At 49.4% G+C, this 18,493-nt stretch carries 8 protein-coding genes; 5 read left to right on the forward strand and 3 right to left on the reverse strand.

Annotated features, from left to right (window positions below):
• Nucleotides 1–18: 18 nt before the first annotated feature.
• Nucleotides 19–294, reverse strand: a complete 276-nt coding sequence (locus tag IXB28_RS07165) for an RNA recognition motif domain-containing protein (RefSeq protein WP_215617837.1) — start codon at nt 292–294, stop codon at nt 19–21.
• A 207-nt stretch (nt 295–501) separates the two neighbouring features.
• Here IXB28_RS07165 and IXB28_RS16750 point away from each other — a divergent pair, with 207 nt between their 5' ends.
• A complete protein-coding gene (locus IXB28_RS16750) occupies nt 502–624 on the forward strand; it encodes a hypothetical protein (protein WP_274609662.1) in 123 nt (40 codons plus the stop codon).
• A 36-nt stretch (nt 625–660) separates the two neighbouring features.
• Here the strand turns inward: IXB28_RS16750 and IXB28_RS07170 are convergent, their stop codons facing one another.
• Together IXB28_RS07170 and IXB28_RS07175 are read right to left on the reverse strand one after the other, a co-directional pair.
• Nucleotides 661–1,452, reverse strand: a complete 792-nt coding sequence (locus IXB28_RS07170; protein WP_215617838.1) for a hypothetical protein — start codon at nt 1,450–1,452, stop codon at nt 661–663.
• Nucleotides 1,453–1,882: 430 nt separating this feature from the next.
• Entirely contained in the window at nt 1,883–3,415 is a 1,533-nt protein-coding gene (locus IXB28_RS07175) for a DUF4231 domain-containing protein (RefSeq protein ID WP_215617839.1), read from the reverse strand.
• Between the two features lie 554 nt (nt 3,416–3,969).
• Here IXB28_RS07175 and IXB28_RS07180 point away from each other — a divergent pair.
• From IXB28_RS07180 to IXB28_RS07195, 4 genes are all read left to right on the forward strand, one after another.
• Nucleotides 3,970–5,154, forward strand: coding sequence for a D-Ala-D-Ala carboxypeptidase family metallohydrolase (locus IXB28_RS07180; RefSeq protein WP_215617840.1), 1,185 nt, complete (start codon nt 3,970–3,972; stop codon nt 5,152–5,154).
• A gap of 138 nt (nt 5,155–5,292) precedes the next feature.
• A complete protein-coding gene (locus tag IXB28_RS07185; RefSeq protein WP_215617841.1) occupies nt 5,293–9,765 on the forward strand; it encodes a TIR domain-containing protein in 4,473 nt (1,490 codons plus the stop codon).
• 6 nt (nt 9,766–9,771) lie between these two features.
• Nucleotides 9,772–10,821, forward strand: coding sequence for a tetratricopeptide repeat protein (locus IXB28_RS07190; protein WP_215617842.1), 1,050 nt, complete (start codon nt 9,772–9,774; stop codon nt 10,819–10,821).
• Nucleotides 10,822–11,914: 1,093 nt separating this feature from the next.
• On the forward strand, nt 11,915–17,023 hold the full coding sequence (locus IXB28_RS07195) for a PA14 domain-containing protein (protein ID WP_215617843.1): 5,109 nt from the start codon (nt 11,915–11,917) through the stop codon (nt 17,021–17,023).
• Nucleotides 17,024–18,493: the final 1,470 nt, after the last annotated feature.

The raw sequence follows: 18,493 nt of genomic DNA on the forward strand, positions 1-18,493 counted from the left end.
TGCAAAGCAGACTGTATCTTAGAAACGGCCACCGCCGCCGCCGCCACGTTGCTCACGGGGACGGGCCTTGTTGACCCGAAGGTCTCTGCCCATCCATTCTGCTCCATCTAATGCTTCAATGGCAGCAGTTTCTTCGTCTTCTGAAGACATTTCTACAAAGGCAAATCCTCTAGGACGACCAGTTTCCCGATCGGTGGGTAGATGTACACGTTGAACTTTGCCATAATCAGTGAAGACAGCTTCGATGTCATCACGACTAGCATCGTAGGACAAATTGCCAACATAAATAGACATAGAGAGTCTCCTAGGTGTAATTTGCAACGAGTTATACGGAGATCCCTCTAGAATCAAGTCGAAATTAAACTAGTCGAGTTGAACTGTGAGCGTATCGTACCGAAAACTGGACGCTACCGTACTAGATAGCATATTGCTATAAAACTCTAGCATACCTCGCCAACCGCTAAGTTCAATTCTTAAGAATTGCTTTTTTTGCATTTTTAGATGCCCAAATCCCTATTCGACCAAAGTCTAACGGCGGGCATTTTGTTTCTATTTATGGCGCTCAAAGCGTTGCTGATAGGCGATTCCTCCCACAGTGTGCGGCGTCAATTCCCCAAAATTTAAAGCATTGCTAACTAATGTTTCAGTTGGGGGCACTCGTTATTCAACATTGAAATGATGTTTGAGTTGAGTTTGCAGATCATCCAATGAACTGTTCAGCAAATCAAACACAGAAATTTGCTTAGGGTAGTACATCGAAACTAGCTGTTGGATTTGTTCATCCTCGGGGGGCATGGCCCCGCTAATTGTATTCGCTACCTTGTCTGCCAAGCGCCCACTGCCAGCAACAACAGTGACCTTTCTGCCCAACTCCAGGTTGACTCGCATGTCCTTCAGCGATATTTGGCCACCATTAATCAGTAAGGTCATGGTGGGGCTGGATCCCGCCAATGTCTCAGATAGGCCCGCAAGCCACCGGGACTCACTCCCCCAGGTTTTACCAGGAACTAGAAAAAAGTGAGTGTGGTGAGGTTCAAGTTCAGCCGGGGGATCGTCTGGATCTTCTATGGGTTGGGGGAGATCATCGCCGGGAAAAATAACCATATTAAGAGGCGCAACGCCTACCAAGTTAAACCGTCCCTGCACGTGGTTACGCGCGTGCCCCATCATATGAATGACCCCAGCATCAGTACCCCCGTCTAATACTGTGATGTTTTGCCGCTGGGAAAATGCAGCCAGGGGACCATTAAAAAACTGGATTAGCTTAGCTTGGCTTTCAGGGGACATGAGACTGGCACCACCGATCACCAGCAAAGTGGGCGTAGGGCCATTGAGACCTATGCTTGATAGGGCATGGCCATAGGCCGTGTCAGTGTTAACCTTCAGAATTTTAGCCAGTTGCCCATTGGAAAACGTGTGTTCAGTAAGTCCATAGGCGGAAGTTTTGGGCATTGCTGATCCCTCTTGAACAAAGGCGGCTAAGCGACATTTATTTTGTGGTTAACCCTTTGACATCCTTAAAATACCCTTATCATGTCAACCTTGCGTAAGGGTATCGCTGAAATGGCCTATTTTATGTATGAGCTTCCCCTATAAAGGCGCCATGCATTTAAAAACATGCCGGGTTTCAATTCTCTTTATAGCCGCTGCTTTGATGAATGTTTGATGTTAGCACCACTCATCCAAAGACAATAACTTTTACTAGGAGAAAACTCAGGGGTTAACAGGGCCTATGCCAAGTTTGTGCGCAAGCTCGGCATATTTAAGGAACTAACAGAGCCTATGCCAAATTTGTGCGCGCACGCTCGACATATTTAAGGAACTAACAGAGCCTATGCCAAGTTTGTGCGCAAGCTCGACATATTTAAGGAATTAACAGAGCCTATGCCAAATTTGTGCGCGCACGCTCGACATATTTAGAGAACACATCCCAACCATGGTAACCACCATTCACTAGTTTGCGTACCCGTCGCCAATCGCCAGCACGGGCTGCCTCAGCCACCCCCCGCTCCTTAAAATAGCAAGTCAGAACCTGGGCAGAAATTTCTGGATCCATGGCTAGGTCTGGATTGTTTTCTAAATCTACCCCCAGCTTCTTACCGTAGGTTTTGTAGTTAGCTCGGCCAGTGAGTTGAATATATCCGCGACCGTGGTACTTGATGCCATCGCCAGGATTTACGTTGCCCAAGTCGGCCCTGTCTTCATAGCGTTTCCAATAGCTTTCACCGCCCCATTCATGGACAGGTTTAAATCCACCCGTTTCAATGCGAATGGTGGCCAGCAATCCGATCAGTACCGCATTGTCTAAAATGTCGTATTTTTGCATGGCCGCCAAGATGCCAGGTAGATAGACCTTACAGTCATCTAGGGAGCATTCTAGGATGCTGGCAACTTCGTCTGGGGTAATGAGTTGCTTTACCTGGGTGGTGGTGGAAACACTGCTTTTTGCGGTGGCGGCGGTGCTTTTTTGCGCGCTCAAAAGGGTTTTGAGTGCTTTGAAGTCAACTGTTTCTTCCCATTCCAGGGCATGTTGCCCCAAGGGTGGCAGGGAACTGCTGGATGAAATCGTACGACTTGATGTAGCGCGAGATCGGCCAGCCGCTCCTCTGGACGATGGCATTAGGGGTTGGATTTCAGGGACGGGATCAGCTGCAACCCCATCACTAACCGTTGTGGCCCCAGCGTTGACGCCGGTGCCCCCAGGCATGGATATATCGAGTAAAGAGCCGGAATATTCCACATCTTCTGTTTGGGGCTGATAGGTTGCTTGTTGTGCCGCGGCTAGTTCGGCCCTTTCTAACTCCAGACGCTGAGCCCTTGCTTCCAATTCGCTATTGAGGCGCATTAATGCTTTTTCAGCGTTGTCCTTGGCCTCTTCAGCATCTTCCTTACTTTCGTCTTGTTTCTCTTCTAGGCGGGAGACGAAGCCTTCTACGTCTTTTTGGATGTAGGCTTCCACCCGCTGGGCAAATATCTTATACGCGTCGGAGTGTACCTTAAATTTGCGGTAGGGACCTGCCAGCTGCATAAACTGCCAGCCCTCGATCTTCATACTCTCTGCTGTGCTGCGATAGTTGCGATACTTATCTCCATGGCCAAAGAACTCTTCGACGGCGGCAGAAATTGCTACGGCCTGACTAATGCCTAGGGCAATCCAACGAACTCTTGCATCCAGGGTGATGTTTTCACTTTTAAAGCCCACCATGGCGGGCACCAGCACACCGCCAATAATGGTGACCATCCGTAACCGAAAATGTTGGTTGCGTTCCCGCGTGGCCCGTCCCTCTAGCCACATCACCTGATCTAACCAACGATTCTTAAGGAACTCCTTCCGCAACTCTGAAATCTCAAGTTTATCGATTAGCCCCCCTAGAGTTTGCTTGAGATAGTCGTTATAAGCATTTTTCTTGGCCATTTTGTATTTGAATTTAGATGCAGGGTGTATGCGTTTCGACAGGATATTGCGTAGCATAGATGCTACTTGCGATTGGTGGCGCTATATGAAGAAGTATGGAGATGAGGTGGCCTCCGCACAATACATAGAGGTGAGATAAACAGTATGGGTGACTTGGCTCAAGTTTACCCACGGATGCCCCTGTGACTTAAGCCATTGATCGTAAATTACGGACTGTGTATTTCAACCATTTTCGACAATTTATTTAAGGTATTGTCCATATTGCGAAGCACTATACAAACTAGGACCCAATGTGTAGTGCAACTCAAAGGTAAACCGTATAACTTTGGAATCCCCCTGACTGATTTATAAAAATTAACCTATCAGCCAGTGTCCTTGATTGTGTGAGGGGGCCAAGACACTATGGTCTCGCGGTTTTAGGAGCTGCCAAGAAACGACTTCACGGGTTAAGCCTGAGGCGAATACTACAGGCTTGCTGTTTTCCTTAGATATTGACGTGTTTGCAATTAGAGGGCATTTTTCGTTTTGTCAGGTTGTTTCGTCTACCAGCGCTTATGGATGTGACTTTGAAAAAGCTTGAGGCTGACTATAGGTCGGCATTTGATGCTTGTGCTTTGCAGCCAGGGGTGGAGCCTACGGTGAGGGGGATTGTGGGACGCATGGTGCAGCTGAGGTCGCACTATGAAACCGTAGAAAAAGCCACCGGGGTGCCCTGGTGGTTTGTGGGTATTTTGCACTACAGCGAGTGGAATTTTCGGGAGCCTGGGCAGTTTGAGCGTGAGGTGACCAATGTATTAATTGCTAAGAAATATCACCAGGCTAAGACGCGCACCTTGGGCGCATTTTTGTGGGGCTTTGATCTGTGGCATGGTTTTCGCGGCGGTGTTGGTAAGCAGTCCACCTGGGTGTGGAGTGGCACGACTGTGCTGAGTGAACCCACGGTGCGGGTAGGGGCGGCGGCGGTAGTGCTCTATCTCCAGCAGCAGCAGCTGATTGATATTGGCAATCAAAAAGCTGTTGAGCTATTGGTGTTGACAGACACCCTGTTTAAGTTACGTCCAGAACAGAGTGCGCGGCTGTCTGAGCAGGATAAAATCCGAGTTGCTGCTGGGACAACGCTAGAGCTGCTCAGGGATAATTTGGATAAGCATGACCATGTGAAAATTCGTATCCCGGATGGGGTGCTGATTGGCCAGCATGATCGAAGAGATTGGTATGTCTATGCCCAGCACATTTGGTTGCGGGGGACCGAGCCCAATAATCACCCCAAGGATCCACCGGTGGAACCTGAGACAAAAATTGCCGAGAGAGATCGGGGACGTGCCATTGAGGTGCCTAAATTGGGCACGGTTTACCTGGGAGACCCCATTATCCCTAAGGGGAATTTTAGCTGGGCTGAAGCGACTAAAAATGGCGATCGCATTCCGGTGGATGGCACCATCGTTGACGGCATTGTCAAAATTGCCAAGGTGATGGAAGAGGTTCGAGAGTTGTTGGGCAATCGTCCGATTACGGTTACCTCCTGGTACCGTGACCCGGTCACCAATGGCCGCGTGGGGGGCAGTAGTAAGTCCCGCCACATGTCTGGAGATGCGGTAGATTTTTTTGTTAACGGCATTTCCCCATGGGATGTGAACCGTCAATTAGAACCGTGGTGGGGCAATCGAGGTGGTTTGGCCAGTGCCGCAACCTTTACCCACATTGATGCACGGGGGTATGGTGCGCGGTGGGAATACTAGGGGCGTCCAATTTAGTCGATCTAGATGTATCCTGCCCTGTCCGGGGGCTAGGATACGTGGTTGAAACGCTAGTGCGCTCACTATCGTTACTCAGCTAAGCCCTGCAATTTTTGCTTTAAGTAAAGTGGCAACCATCTCATGACGCAGCCTTCCGCATCTTCCCAGGATGTTTTTATTTCCTATGGCAGGGCAGACAGTCGTCCGTTTGCCCGCAAGCTGAAAGATTGTTTGGTCGAGGCGGGGCTAAGGGTATGGTTTGATGTTGAGGCTATTTCCCTGGAAGGAGATTATCAACATCAGATTCAAGAGGGTATTGAAAAAGCTGATAATTTTCTGTTTGTTATTTCTCCCCACGCGGTTAATTCGCCCTATTGCGTACAAGAACTTGCGCTGGCATTGGCTTGGCACAAGCGCATTATTCCGCTGTTGCATATAGAGGAGATTAGTTTTGAAAGCTGGCAGCAGCAGCATCCAGAGGCTAATGAGGGGAGTTGGCGAACGGTTAAAAAGCAGGGTCGCCACAGTAGTTTTCAAAATATGCACCCGGACATTAGCAACGTTAACTGGGTGTATTTTCGAGGGGGGATTGATGATTTTGATGAGGGTTTAGTCGAGCTAACGGCTATTTTGGGGCGACATCAGGGCTATGTGCGTCACCATAGCCAGCTGTTGACCAAAGCGTTGAGATGGCAGCGCCAACAATGTCAGCCCAGTGATTTGCTGCCGGCAGGGGATTTGCCAGAGGCCGAGGCCTGGCTGAGAACACGATTTCAAGCGGAGCGGCAGCCCCCTTGCCTGCCGACGGATCTCCATTGTGCCTATATTACTGAGAGTCTGAAGGCGGCCCAGCACCAGATGACCCAGGTGTTTATCTCCTATGGCGAAGGGGATCGGGCGATGCAGGAGAGGGTGCGCAATCGCCTGATGTTTGAGGGGATTACGGTTTGGGGGAATCCGGTGGCTATGTCGGGGGCAACAGATTGCCAGCAGGCAGTTCATCGGGGCATTGAGAAAGCCGATAATCTGCTGGTGTTGCTATCTCCTGACTATTTGGCATCGCCCCATTGCCAGCAGCAGTTGGCCTATGCCTGCCGGTATAACAAGCGGGTGATTCCGTTGTTGTTGCAGGCTATGGAGGTGGCGACGCTGCCGGCTGATCTGCGGATGGTGCCGTTTATTGACTTTTCATCCCTGGTGTCGGATATTCATTTTGACCGGGCGATGGGTGAGTTGACGCGCACCCTGCGGAGCTCGTCAGACTATGTGGAGCTTCATAAGCGTCTGTTGGTGCAGGCGTTGGCTTGGGAACGACAGGGGCGCGATCGCAAATTTCTGCTCCGCTCCGGTGCCTTTGCCGCTGCCCAGGCATGGCTGTCAGAGCCTAGCCCCACCGGGGGAGAGCCCACCGATTTCCACACCGCTTTTATCCAGGCCAGCCAAGGCATTAACCAGTTTTATGATGCCTTTATTTCCTATGGTCGAGCTGATAGCAAAGCCTTTGCCACTCAACTATGCCAGCAATTGACCGACCAGGGATTTCAGGTTTGGTTTGATCAAAACGATATCCCCTTGGGCGTAGACTTCCAGGCCCAAATCAATGACGGCATTGAGAAAAGCCATAATTTTATCTTTATCATCGCTCCCCATGCCGTGAACTCCCCTTACTGTGCCAAGGAAATTGCCCTGGCACTGAAATATAACAAACGGATTATTCCGATTTTGCACGTGGAAGAGATCGGTTATTCCACCTGGAAAGCACGGAATCCCCAGGGGAGCCCAGACCAGTGGCGCGGCTTTAAGGCGAAGGGGAAACATTCCAGTTTTCCTAACATGCATCCTGAGATTGGCAAAATCAACTGGATCCATGGCCGAGAAAGCTTGGATGACTGGGATGCGATGATCACAGGTTTGGTGGAACTGTGCCACCGCCATGAAGACTACGTGCATCAGCACACGGAGCTGTTGATGCGGGCATTGGCCTGGGAGCGCCACCAAAACCAAAGTTCCTATCTACTCATGGGTGAGGATCGTTTACGGTCACAAAACTGGCTGTTAACAGAGTTTTCTGCCGAGCAACCCCCCTGTATCCCCAGCTTGCTCCAGGCAACCTTTATTGCCGAGAGTGTCAAAATGGCCGACGGGGGCATGACCCAGGTCTTTCTTTCCTATGCCGAAGAAGATTTTGCCACGCGGGAAATTGTGCGCTATCGCCTGCTCCAGGCAGGGGTGACCGTATGGACTAATACGGTGGATATTCGCATGGGGGAAGATTTTGAGTCGGCCATTCAACGGGGCATCGAAGAAGCCGACAACGTGGTTTATTTAATATCGCAAGCATCCCTAGCATCGGACTATTGCCAAATGGAGATCGACCAGGCACTAGATCTCAATAAGCGCATTATCCCCATGCTGGTGGAGGCCATTGATGTCAGCCGTTTGCCCGATACCATTCGAAAAATTCAGTTTATTAACCTGGCGGATAACAGAGATGCCAACGACTTGGATCGAGATTTTGCCGAGCTACTGCGCACCATTCGCCAAGATGCGCCCTACTATAATCAGCATAAACAGCTTTTAGTGCGAGCCCTTAAGTGGGAGCGACAAAAACAAAATCCTAGCTTATTGTTGCAGCGGCGCATGCAGGATACTTATTTTGCCTGGGCTCAAAACGCCAACGGACGATCCGTGGGGGCGGCGCTGCCATTGCAGCTACTGTTCTTAGAAGCCAGCCAGATGCAGTCGCCGGATCAAACCCTGGGGGTATTTTTTGTGCACCATGGTGATGATTTTGACTTCTCTCGTCGGTTGAATGAGACTCTTTTGGTGCAAGGTAAAAGTGCCTGGCTATCCCCCGAAGGGGCCGCTGGGGAAGCCGATCGCTGGGACGATACGCGGCAGCTGATGGACAATGCCGAAAATGTTGTTTTTATCCTCTCCCCCAGCTCCGTGCGATGTCAGGCTTGTTTAGACCAGCTGCACTATGCCCAGTTTCAACAAAAACGCATACTGCCCGTTGTCTATCGGGATGTACTCAAGTCCACGGTGCCAGACAGTATAAAAACTCTGCCTTGGAGTGATTTTCGCCGTCACGGCGGGGATTTTTTGGTGAATTTTGGTGAGTTGTTTCGCACCCTGGAGAGCGACCCTTACCATGTGCGAGCCCATACGCGCTTATTGGTAAAGGCCTCTGAATGGGAAACAGCGCACCGGGATGATAGTTTCTTGCTGCGGGGAAATGACCTGGCGGAGTCCCAACGCTGGCTGCACCAGACAAAGGATAAAAAACCGCCGGTGACGGATCTCCAACGGCGCTATATCAAAGCCAGTCAGGCCTTGCCCTTGAGGAAGCTTAAGGCCCGTGCGGTGGCCATGGCAACGGCGGTGGCCGCCGGTACCGTTTCAGTGGTGAGGCTGTTTGGGGGGCTGCAACCTCTAGAGATTGCAGCCTACGATCAGCTTTTGCGATGGCGCCCCAATGAGGTGGCCCAGGATGAGCGTTTGTTGATTGTGAAAGTTGACGCGGCAAGTGGTGAGTGGTTGCGACAACAAATGGTCGAGGGTCGTTATCAGCCTGGCATTGGCACGATTCCTGAAAATGCGCTGTCAGAGGCGATTCATGTGCTTAACAGCTATGATGCTCGATTGATTGGCCTAGACGTGTTTCGAGATTTTCCGGCCCAGGGAGCCCTGGGGAATGACTTGGCTTGGACGGATAATCTGTTGGGTATCTGTCAGACGGCGAGCGACCAGGTGAGTGATATTGGCAGTGAAATGCCTGTTGAGCGGGTGGGATTTGCCAACTTTTTGCTGGATGGTGGCAATACTGTGCGTCGGCACTATTTAACCCAGTGGCTGGAGCGGGACAGTGCCTGTGTGCCGGAGGAATCTTTTACGTTGTTGTTGGCTAAAAAATACCTTGAGGCGGAGGGGATTGCCTATGGGAATACGGGCAATGAAAATCAGCTGGAAACCATTTCCTTGGGGGATGTGGTGATTCCGGATCTTTATGGTAATGGTACGGCCTATAGCGCCATGACCGAAGGCTGGGGGTGGAGTAGTTTGGTCGATTACCAAACCTTGATTAATTTTAGGACCTATGGCGATCCTCAGACCCAAGCACGAGGGGCTCGGCTGAAGGATTTTGCCCCCCAGGTTTCGTTGGCAGCGGTGATTCGCGATCAGGTGGATCCGGCGCTGATTCGAGATCGTGTTGTTTTGATTGGGTATACCGATTTTAGCGATCGCAACTCCGACGACTTCAACACCCCCTATGGCGATTCAATTCCTGGGGTTTACCTCCACGGCCAAATGCTTAGTCAGTTAATCAACGCCGCCTTAGAGGACCGGCCCCTAATTCGCTGGTGGCCCTTTTGGGGAGAATCCAGTTGGATTCTATTGTGGTCTAGCATTGGCGGTGTAATCTTTTGGCGATTGGTGCAGCCGTTACCGGTGTTAGCAGCTAGCCTTGGATCCCTCGGGCTATTAACCCTAGCCTGCTACGGGTTCATGGTGGGGCCAGTGGTTTGGGTACCCTGGGTACCGACCCTGGTTGGTTGGGGCTTAACTAGCGGTGCAGTGGGCTATATGACCTATCGCTTACGAAAAGGGTGATTTTCCATGTTTCAATGCTTAAGCCTCAGCCAGTCAAGCTGGCCCAAACGCTTTAAATTTCAGCGGCGCTGGCGTTTAATGCTGGCTGTGGCTGTGGGGCTGGGCATCGTCGCCCCCATAGTGCGGCCACCAGCCGCAGAGGCGGCATGTTTCTTTTGGCAGGCCTGTGCGCGGCGGCGGGGCCAAGCGTCCAATACCCGCGCCGGGGGCAAACGGTCCGGGCGTATTGTCGGTGGGAACGACGCGTCTGTGCCCTATGTGATTTCCCCCCGCAATGCCTGGATTCGCAATCCTAACCCCAGCCAGCCCTACACAATCCGCTGGAATCCAGTGGCAGATGCCCACCGCTATACCGTCAGGATTTGGCGTTGGACCTTCGAGCGCGATCGCCCCGAGACGGCCCTATGGGAAACAATAACCGTGGACGATGCGAATGAGCTGCCGTTTCCAGTGCTGGTGCCCTTAGACCCAGGTAACTACTATTCCATTGAGGTGGTTACCGATACGGGGGTATCGTCTGATTTGGATGAAGGATACTACGAGTCGGGCTTTCAACTGTTGTTTGATGAAGACTATGAAGACCTAAGATTTCAGCTCGATCAACTGGCCATCGATTCACCGGATGCGGCGCTTCCCCTAGCGGCACAACAAGATGTAGAAGACCTTGCCCTCGCCCAGGCCGGTGTCTTCTTTTTAAAAGAAATGTACACTGACGCCCTAGATTTGTTGCAGGTACTAGCCGATAGAGAAATCGCCTCAGATTTGGTCTACACCGCCCTGGGCGATACTTACAGCCAAAGTGGTCTCAATCAGCTGGCCATTGAATCCTATGGGCAAGCCTTAGCCCTTGCTGTTCAAAATACAGATAGTCTGAGCGAAGCGATCATCTGCGTGAGTTTGGCCGATGTCTATGCCACGTTAGGTCTTTTTGAGAAAACTCTCCAACATCTGCGTCAGGCACGCGAAGCCTATGCGCAATTGGATGAATCAACCGAGGTTTCCCGGTTAGACCGTCGGATTGAGGTTATTTCTGCACGCTTAGTCAGACAGCGTTAGGAGTCAGTTACATCGTCAGAATAACGAGTGCACTATGGGCATGAACTAAACCATCTTTGGACATGATGCTCAGGACCTAGCGAGCGATCAGGAAACTTTCTGAGATGACACATAAAAGTTGTACTGAGAGATCTGCTTTATCTGAAATTGATGCAATGTTTATTTAATGTGAAGAGAGATGTGCAATACTATCCATGTGTCGTCTGTAGTTGAGTGTATTTACGTTGTATGCACTTGTCCATTAAATAGTTACTTTCTATTTTAGGATTCCGTTAAAAATATCTATATATAAACGATCTCTTGTACCTTTCTCAATAGGTCAACTTTCTTTCAATAGGCTAGATTTCAGAAGATTGAAACACCTATTCTGTCATTGAACCTTGGTTGATTATTTGGTTCATATGGGCTGGTGCAAAAACTGATTATAAGGGTTGCTTCCTAAATGAGTTGAGCTGGAAAGTTCTATTAGTAGGACGTTAATGGGAATTTTGACTGTTTAAAGTGTGTTCTTTATTCTAAATAGTTAAAGTCTGATGCTTGAGTCCCTTGAAAACCTTTGGTCTAGCTATTTTCTAGCTTGAAAGAAGACTGTATAAGCATCCTTGCTGAAGATATCTGTTTTATTTTGTGTTTGGTATGAATAAGGCATTTCTATAGTGCTGATTTGTAATAGAGCAACAAGTTTCTGAAAATTCTCTTTTGGTATGAGGATTTTGATCCCATGTCTGTTAACAGATATGGCTGATTGTTTCTAGTTATATGCTATGCCTGGCAGCAAATTAAATGATGCTCGCGATCATTCAAAGAATGACTGCAGTTTACTGATGTCTTAAAAGTCTTACCTTTCTTGTGAAATAGTTTGTCCACAATTCTTGAAGACCTCAAGTGATATTTTAGTGCTCTATCACTGGTATTTATTTTGCAGCTGAAATCATGTCCATTGTTTGACCTTTAGTCTCTTTCCTTGTCAAACACTTATCAGATATGGGCATGTCGAGTTTGGTGATGCTGAGATTCTTGCTAACTACAGCAGCTGCGGTAGACCGATCTTTTTTGCTTAATTCTGTTCTATTCAATTTTTTGGAGAATTGAGATGCGAATGTTAGACGGCGATGTGACAACAACGACTAATTCAATTGATGTTGTTAATGGCTTAAAGGCTGAGTATTACAACAACAAAGATTTTACGGATCTGATCCTGGCTCGTACAGATGCCATTGTGGACTTCGATTGGGATAATGGTTCTCCTGATGCTGAGATCGTAGCAGACACCTTTTCCGTGCATTGGACAGGACAAATAGAACCGCTGTTTTCTGAAACCTATACCTTTGAAACCAGTTCGGATGATGGTGTTCGTCTATGGGTCAACAATGAGCTGATTATCGACAACTTTTATGAGCAAGCCACAACTGCTCACAGCGGCACCATCACCCTGGAGGCAGGAAAGCGATACGATATCCGCCTTGATTATTATGAAAACTACGGGGGTGCCAACGCTCAACTACGCTGGTCCAGCGCTAGTCAACCCCTGGAAGTCATTCCTCAGTCACAGCTATATAGCTCTGCTGTAGTTATGGCTGAGCCTCCCGTTGAGGGTAGTGGTAATGGCCTTGCGGGAGAGTATTACCACAACAAAAACTTCACTGACCTGGCATTTACGCAAACCGATGCCACAGTGGACTTTAACTGGGATGCGGGTTCCCCTGACCCATCCATTGAAAAAGATACCTATTCCATTCGTTGGACGGGTCGAGTAGAGCCTCGTTACTCAGAAACCTACACCTTTTCCACCAGTTCAGATGATGGTGTTCGTCTATGGGTAAATGATCAACTGATTATCGATAAGTTTGTTGAGCAGGCCGCCACCATTCATAGCGGAACAATTACCCTAGAAGCTGGCCAACAGTACGATATTCGCCTGGACTATTACGAAAATTATGGTGGCGCATCGGCTGAACTTTGGTGGTTAAGTGACAGTCAGTCCCTGGAAATTATTCCCCAGTCTCAGCTCTACAGCACGGCTGTAACAGAGCCTGAACCTCCCGTTGAGCCCGAGCCTCCCGTTGCCCCTGAGCCAGAACCCGAGCCAGAACCTGAGCCTCCCGTTGCCCCAGAGCCAGAACCTGAGCCAGAACCTGAGCCTGAGCCAGAACCACCTGTAGAACCAGAACCACCTGTAGAACCAGAACCTCCTGTAGAACCAGAACCTCCTGTAGAACCAGAACCTCCTGCAGAACCAGAACCACCTGCAGAACCAGAGCCGCCTACCGAACCAGAACCGCCTATGGATGGTGAGGGTAATGGTCTTAAGGCGGAGTACTACAACAACAAAGACTTTACCGATTCGGTATTCACCCGCACCGATGCCACAGTGGATTTTAACTGGGATGCAGGTTCCCCTGACCCATCCATTGAAAAAGATACCTATTCCATCCGTTGGACGGGTCGAGTAGAGCCGCGTTACTCAGAAATCTACACCTTTTCCACCAGTTCAGACGACGGCGTGCGGCTGTGGGTGAATGATGAACTGATTATCGACAAGTTTGTTGAGCAGGCCGCCACCATTCATAGCGGAACAATTACCCTAGAAGCTGGCCAGCAGTACGATATTCGCCTGGACTATTACGAAAATTATGGTGGTGCATCGGCTGAACTTTGGTGGTTAAGTGACAGTCAGCCCTTGGAAATCATTCCCCAGTCTCAGCTCTACAGCACGACTGTAACAGAGCCAGAACCTCCCGTTGAACCAGAACCCCCCGTTGAACCAGAACCTCCCGTTGAACCGGAACCTCCCGTTGAACCGGAACCTCCCGTTGAACCAGAACCTCCCGTTGAACCGGAACCTCCCGTTGAACCCGCGCCGGAACCCGAACCCGCGCCTCCCGTTGAACCAGAACCTCCCGTTGAACCAGAACCTCCCGTTGAACCAGAACCTCCCGTTGAACCGGAACCTCCCGTTGAACCGGAACCTCCCGTTGAACCAGAACCTCCCGTTGAACCTGGGCCTTCAACAGAAGTTAACGGCCTCAAAGGAGAGTATTACAACAACCAGGACTTCACTGAGCTGGCCCTCACTCGTACAGATGAGAATGTGGACTTTAATTGGGGAACCCGGTCTCCCTATGCAACCCTTGAACCCGACTCATTCTCAGTACGCTGGACCGGTGAAATTGAACCTCGCTATTCAGAAACCTATACCTTCCAGACCTTCTCAGATGACGGTGTGCGGCTGTGGATAAACGATGAGCTAATCATTGACCAACTGGTTCCCCAATCTCCCACTCTCCACAATGGCACCATTACCTTAGACGCAGGCCAACGGTATAACATCCGTTTGGACTACATTGAGGTTAATGGTGGGGCCAGTGCTGAATTAATGTGGTCAAGTAACAGTCAGCCCCTGGAAAAAGTTCCTCAGTCCCAACTATTTAGTCAATCCGTACCTGCCCCCGAGCCTCCCCCTCCGGGACCTTTGTTTCCTGATCCTGATCCAGTTGATCCTACAGCTGTAGAGATTGAGCATGTCTTCACCGTGAGTGAAAACGTAGTAGCCCTAAAGATCAACACTGGAGAAATCGCCCGTGGTAAACAGGTTGACTATGTGCCAGCAGCAGATGACATTATCCAGGATGACGGCTGGGTCGTTCGGAACAACGAAACCATCGGCTGGCAGATAGCGGGTGAGCCCAACAAAATTTGGCTGGTGGACGAATATAGCGGTCCTGGGCTAAACACCGCTTGGGCAGACAATGTTAGCAACTACGAGATTGTTGCTGCCGATGGTTCTATCATCAGACCCACCAATGTTTATCGCAAGAGCAAAGTGGACGACATGGCCCAGACTGATATCTGGGAGTTTGAGTGGCCCATGGAGCACACTGTATACGTTGAACTGCCTGATGGTCTCACAGAGGGAGAAAGCTACCAGCTCAACTTTGCCGGTAATTTCTTGGCGGACAGTGAGTTTGTTTATGAACCTGAGGCAACCCGGAGCGATGCAGTGCATGTTTCTCATCTCGGCTTTGACCCCGGTGATGGGTCGAAGGTGGCTTTCCTATCTACCTGGATGGGCAACGGGGGTGGTCTGGACTATGGGGCTGGCCAAACGTTCTGGCTAATTGATGCAGCCACAGGGGAAAAGGTGTACGAAGGGCAAACAACCCTTTCTAAATCGGCCAGCGAGGCGGATGACCACCAAGGGCGAAACCATAGTGGCACCGATGTGTTCATGATGGATTTCAGTGACTTTGATACCCCAGGTCAGTACTCGGTCTATGTGGACGGTGTGGGTACCTCCTACGAGTTTGAAATTGGCGAAAATACCTGGCGTGATGCATTCTATGTGTCGGCCCGAGGTTTGTTCCACCAGCGTAGCGGCATCGAGCTAGAGGCCCCCTACACAGACTACAGTCGCCCCCGGTCGTTCCATCCTCAGGATGGGGTGACGGTATATCAGTCGACGGTGCCATTGATGGACACAAATATGGGCCTGAGTGGCGGGTTGGATGCCTTTGAAGCTTTGCAGGCCACACGCACCGACGAGGTGGTCACTGATGCCTGGGGGGGATGGATGGATGCCGGGGATTGGGATCGCCGCACTCCCCACATGGAGGCCTCTCGTTCATTGTTAGAACTGGTGGAACTCCATGGAGACTATTTTGAGTCTGTTAATCTTGATCTGCCTGAGTCAGGCAACAACTTGCCTGATGTTTTAGATGAGGCCCTGTGGGGACTGGATGTGTTCCGCCGTTTACAAAAAGAAGACGGTGGTATCCCTGGGGGCATTGAATCTGCGGGGCATCCCATCTGGTTTGAGGGTAGCTGGCAGGAGTCTCAAACGGTGATGGCCTATGGTCCTGGTATCTGGTCTAGCTATTTCTATGCGGGGGTGGCGGCCAGGGCGGCCTATGTGCTGAAAGATTACGATACTGACCTAGCCCAAACCTACCAGGACAGTGCTTTGCAGGCGATGGAATGGGCCAATGCTGAACTGACGAAAGACCCCAATGGTCGATATCATCAGATTTATGACCAGCGTAATCTAGCGGCAGCAGAACTCTACCGCTTAACGGGGGATCAACAGTGGCACGATCTGTTTTTGGAAACGACGGTTTATTCAGACCCCAATGCTAGAACCTCTATCTGGCAAAGCCACGACCATCTCCAGGCGGCATTTGTCTATGGTCGAACTGAACGCCCTGTGGATGGGACCATTCAGCAGAATGCGATTAATTCTGTTTCCCGAGAGGCGAATGAACAAATCTCCATTATGGAGAATACGGGCTATAAGTGGAATCTGGATCCCTATTCTCCCATTGGTTGGGGCGATGGTTTCGGTGCTCCCAAAACAGATATTCTTTTGCGGGCCCATGCGCTGACGGGAGATAGTACCTACCTAGATGCAAGTGTTCTGGCCAGCCAGTTTTCGGCAGGTGCGAATCCGGATAATATGGTGTATACCACGGGCATTGGTTACAACAACCCGGACATGCCGTTAATTTTGGATATGCGGACGACGGGGCAGGAGGCGCCGGCAGGGATTACGGTGTATGGTCCCATTGACTTGCAAAATCCCAATGGCTATGGCGGCGACTGGAGCTGGGCGATTGACCTGTTTACCACCGACGATAGTAGTCCGACTCCCTGGGAGTTTCCTACGGCTGAGGCCTATTTTGATTCGTTCTACTATGTGCCAGTGACTGAATTTACGATTAATCAGTCCCTTGGCCCAACGGCCTATACCTGGGGCTATCTGGCTGCTTCGGATGGTGTTGATGGGGAGACGGCTACTGCCCAAGGCAATGCAGGCAACAACACGTTGTCAGGCACTGGAGTGAATAGTGTTATTAATGGTACTCAACCGTTAGATATGACACCGGGACAGGGTGAAGTTGATACTCTCATTGCAAGTAACGGGAATGATCTCTTTGTTCTCGGTAATGTTGGCCGCAGCTTCTATGATGATGGCGATGCCACATTGCCCGGCTTGGATGATTATGCCCTTATCCAAGGGTTTAACTTAGCTCAAGGAGACCGGATTCAACTCCATGGCACCGTTGATGACTACACATTGGGAGCGTCCCCCAATGGAGTACCTGCTGGTACAGCTATTTTCTCTCAGACTGATGATGTATCTGAGTTGATTGCTGTACTAGAGGATACGTCGCCCAATGGCCTGATGGGTGCCCTTGTCTTTGCCTAATGGTGGTTGCTTGAGTTAGTTCTGTAGTTCTCCCCCCATTGAAATGTTCTAATCGTCATGGGGGGAGAACTGAAAGGGTAATGAGGCCCTGTTTGATGTGTTAATGTCGATTCATTTTCATTCCCACAGCCGCATCAGTAAAGAAATCTGAGCTGGATAGTGCTATTAAGTGCGGGGCAGAGAAAAATAGCATGTCCCTTTATCCTTGGGAGAATAGGGGCGTGAGGCCAGGTTTGTTATTCTCTAGCCTTCCTAAAATGGACTACCCTGAGCTGAACGTTGTTTTTTGTGCGCCTCAACCCTATGCGTATTTTTACCCTTGGCTATTTGAATTTTTCTATCGCATATTAATTGGTCTGTGGACTCTAAGGGTGTATCAAGTTCCTGGCAAGGTAGGATACTTGACTGATTATTTACGACACCAAGATGTTTGTGATTGCGGGACGATTATTTTCCTAAATCCAACATTCCCTACCAGAAATATCATTGGAACTTGATTGTAAAACGATTACCCTATAGTTGGTGCAACTGCATAAAACTATTGCCTGATTATTTTTGATGTGTGCCTGAGAATATATACTTATATTCCGCTAATTTATGTCTAGGAAGACGAATAATTTAGGGCTATAAACCAATGGATAACTAATCAATTCAAGTTGATTTAATTCCGGTTAAGGGGAATGCACATAAATAAAATCCCCATCACAGAATATGTCGTAGAACCTCCTCCCCTTACGAAGGGGAGGTGCCGTAGGCGGAGGGGTCTGGACCGATAGCGCTAACTGTCGATAACCCCCTGTAAGTCCCCCTTCGTAAGGGGGACAGCACACCTCGAACATGTCTCAAAGAGGTAGATTATTTTCATGCAGACGCCTAAAAGGGCTGTATCTATAAATATTTCTTGTTTCTCCGTAGTTATATAGATTTAAATTCGCTTTACCTATAAAAAATGAGAAAACTAGAGATTATGGGGTTAAGGAGGATGGATCGAGCCTTTTTTAGCGAAATCCATAGGCTCTATTCAAAAAAAACTTGTGTGAAAGTAGGGGTTAATTTGAACAACTCTTTAAACATTGCTTCTGTAATTTAAATGCTAATGAAGGTATTTATTAACTAATAAAAACTCCATCCTGACTTGGGTGGGGCGATCTGTAGTTTTCAGAAGGAAGTCGTTCTTTTGGGTGCCTGGGCTTGCCAACATATTAGGGAGAAATCTTAAACCCTTAAAGCTGCTAACTTACTGCTCATTAAATGTCGTTATTTTGCTGGTTTTTTGAGTTGATCGCTGCTTTAGACCTATTGAATTAGCCTAAATCTTACTGTTTTGACCTAAATAAGTTAAATATTGGCCTGTTGGTCTTTAAAGAATAGTCTTGCCCGCTGTGCATGATGGTTGTTCACCATGGTTTGTTGCATATGTGGATTTCCTATGTTGCAAGTCAATTGCGGTGCATGCAAGACGAATAAGAT

Origin of the sequence: Leptothoe kymatousa TAU-MAC 1615 (assembly GCF_018739865.1) — a bacterium.
Classification (GTDB): Bacteria; Cyanobacteriota; Cyanobacteriia; order Phormidesmidales; family Phormidesmidaceae; genus Leptothoe; species Leptothoe kymatousa.

Bases quoted from the DNA above. Each gene is read 5' to 3' on its own strand.
- IXB28_RS07195 (WP_215617843.1), top strand. From the start codon at position 11,915: ATGCGAATGTTAGACGGCGATGTGACAACAACGACTAATTCAATTGAT.
- IXB28_RS07185 (WP_215617841.1), top strand. From the start codon at position 5,293: ATGACGCAGCCTTCCGCATCTTCCCAGGATGTTTTTATTTCCTATGGC.
- IXB28_RS07190 (WP_215617842.1), top strand. From the start codon at position 9,772: ATGTTTCAATGCTTAAGCCTCAGCCAGTCAAGCTGGCCCAAACGCTTT.
- IXB28_RS07180 (WP_215617840.1), top strand. From the start codon at position 3,970: ATGGATGTGACTTTGAAAAAGCTTGAGGCTGACTATAGGTCGGCATTT.
- IXB28_RS07175 (WP_215617839.1), bottom strand. From the start codon at position 3,415: ATGGCCAAGAAAAATGCTTATAACGACTATCTCAAGCAAACTCTAGGG.
- IXB28_RS07165 (WP_215617837.1), bottom strand. From the start codon at position 294: ATGTCTATTTATGTTGGCAATTTGTCCTACGATGCTAGTCGTGATGAC.
- IXB28_RS07170 (WP_215617838.1), bottom strand. From the start codon at position 1,452: ATGCCCAAAACTTCCGCCTATGGACTTACTGAACACACGTTTTCCAAT.
- IXB28_RS16750 (WP_274609662.1), top strand. From the start codon at position 502: ATGCCCAAATCCCTATTCGACCAAAGTCTAACGGCGGGCATTTTGTTT.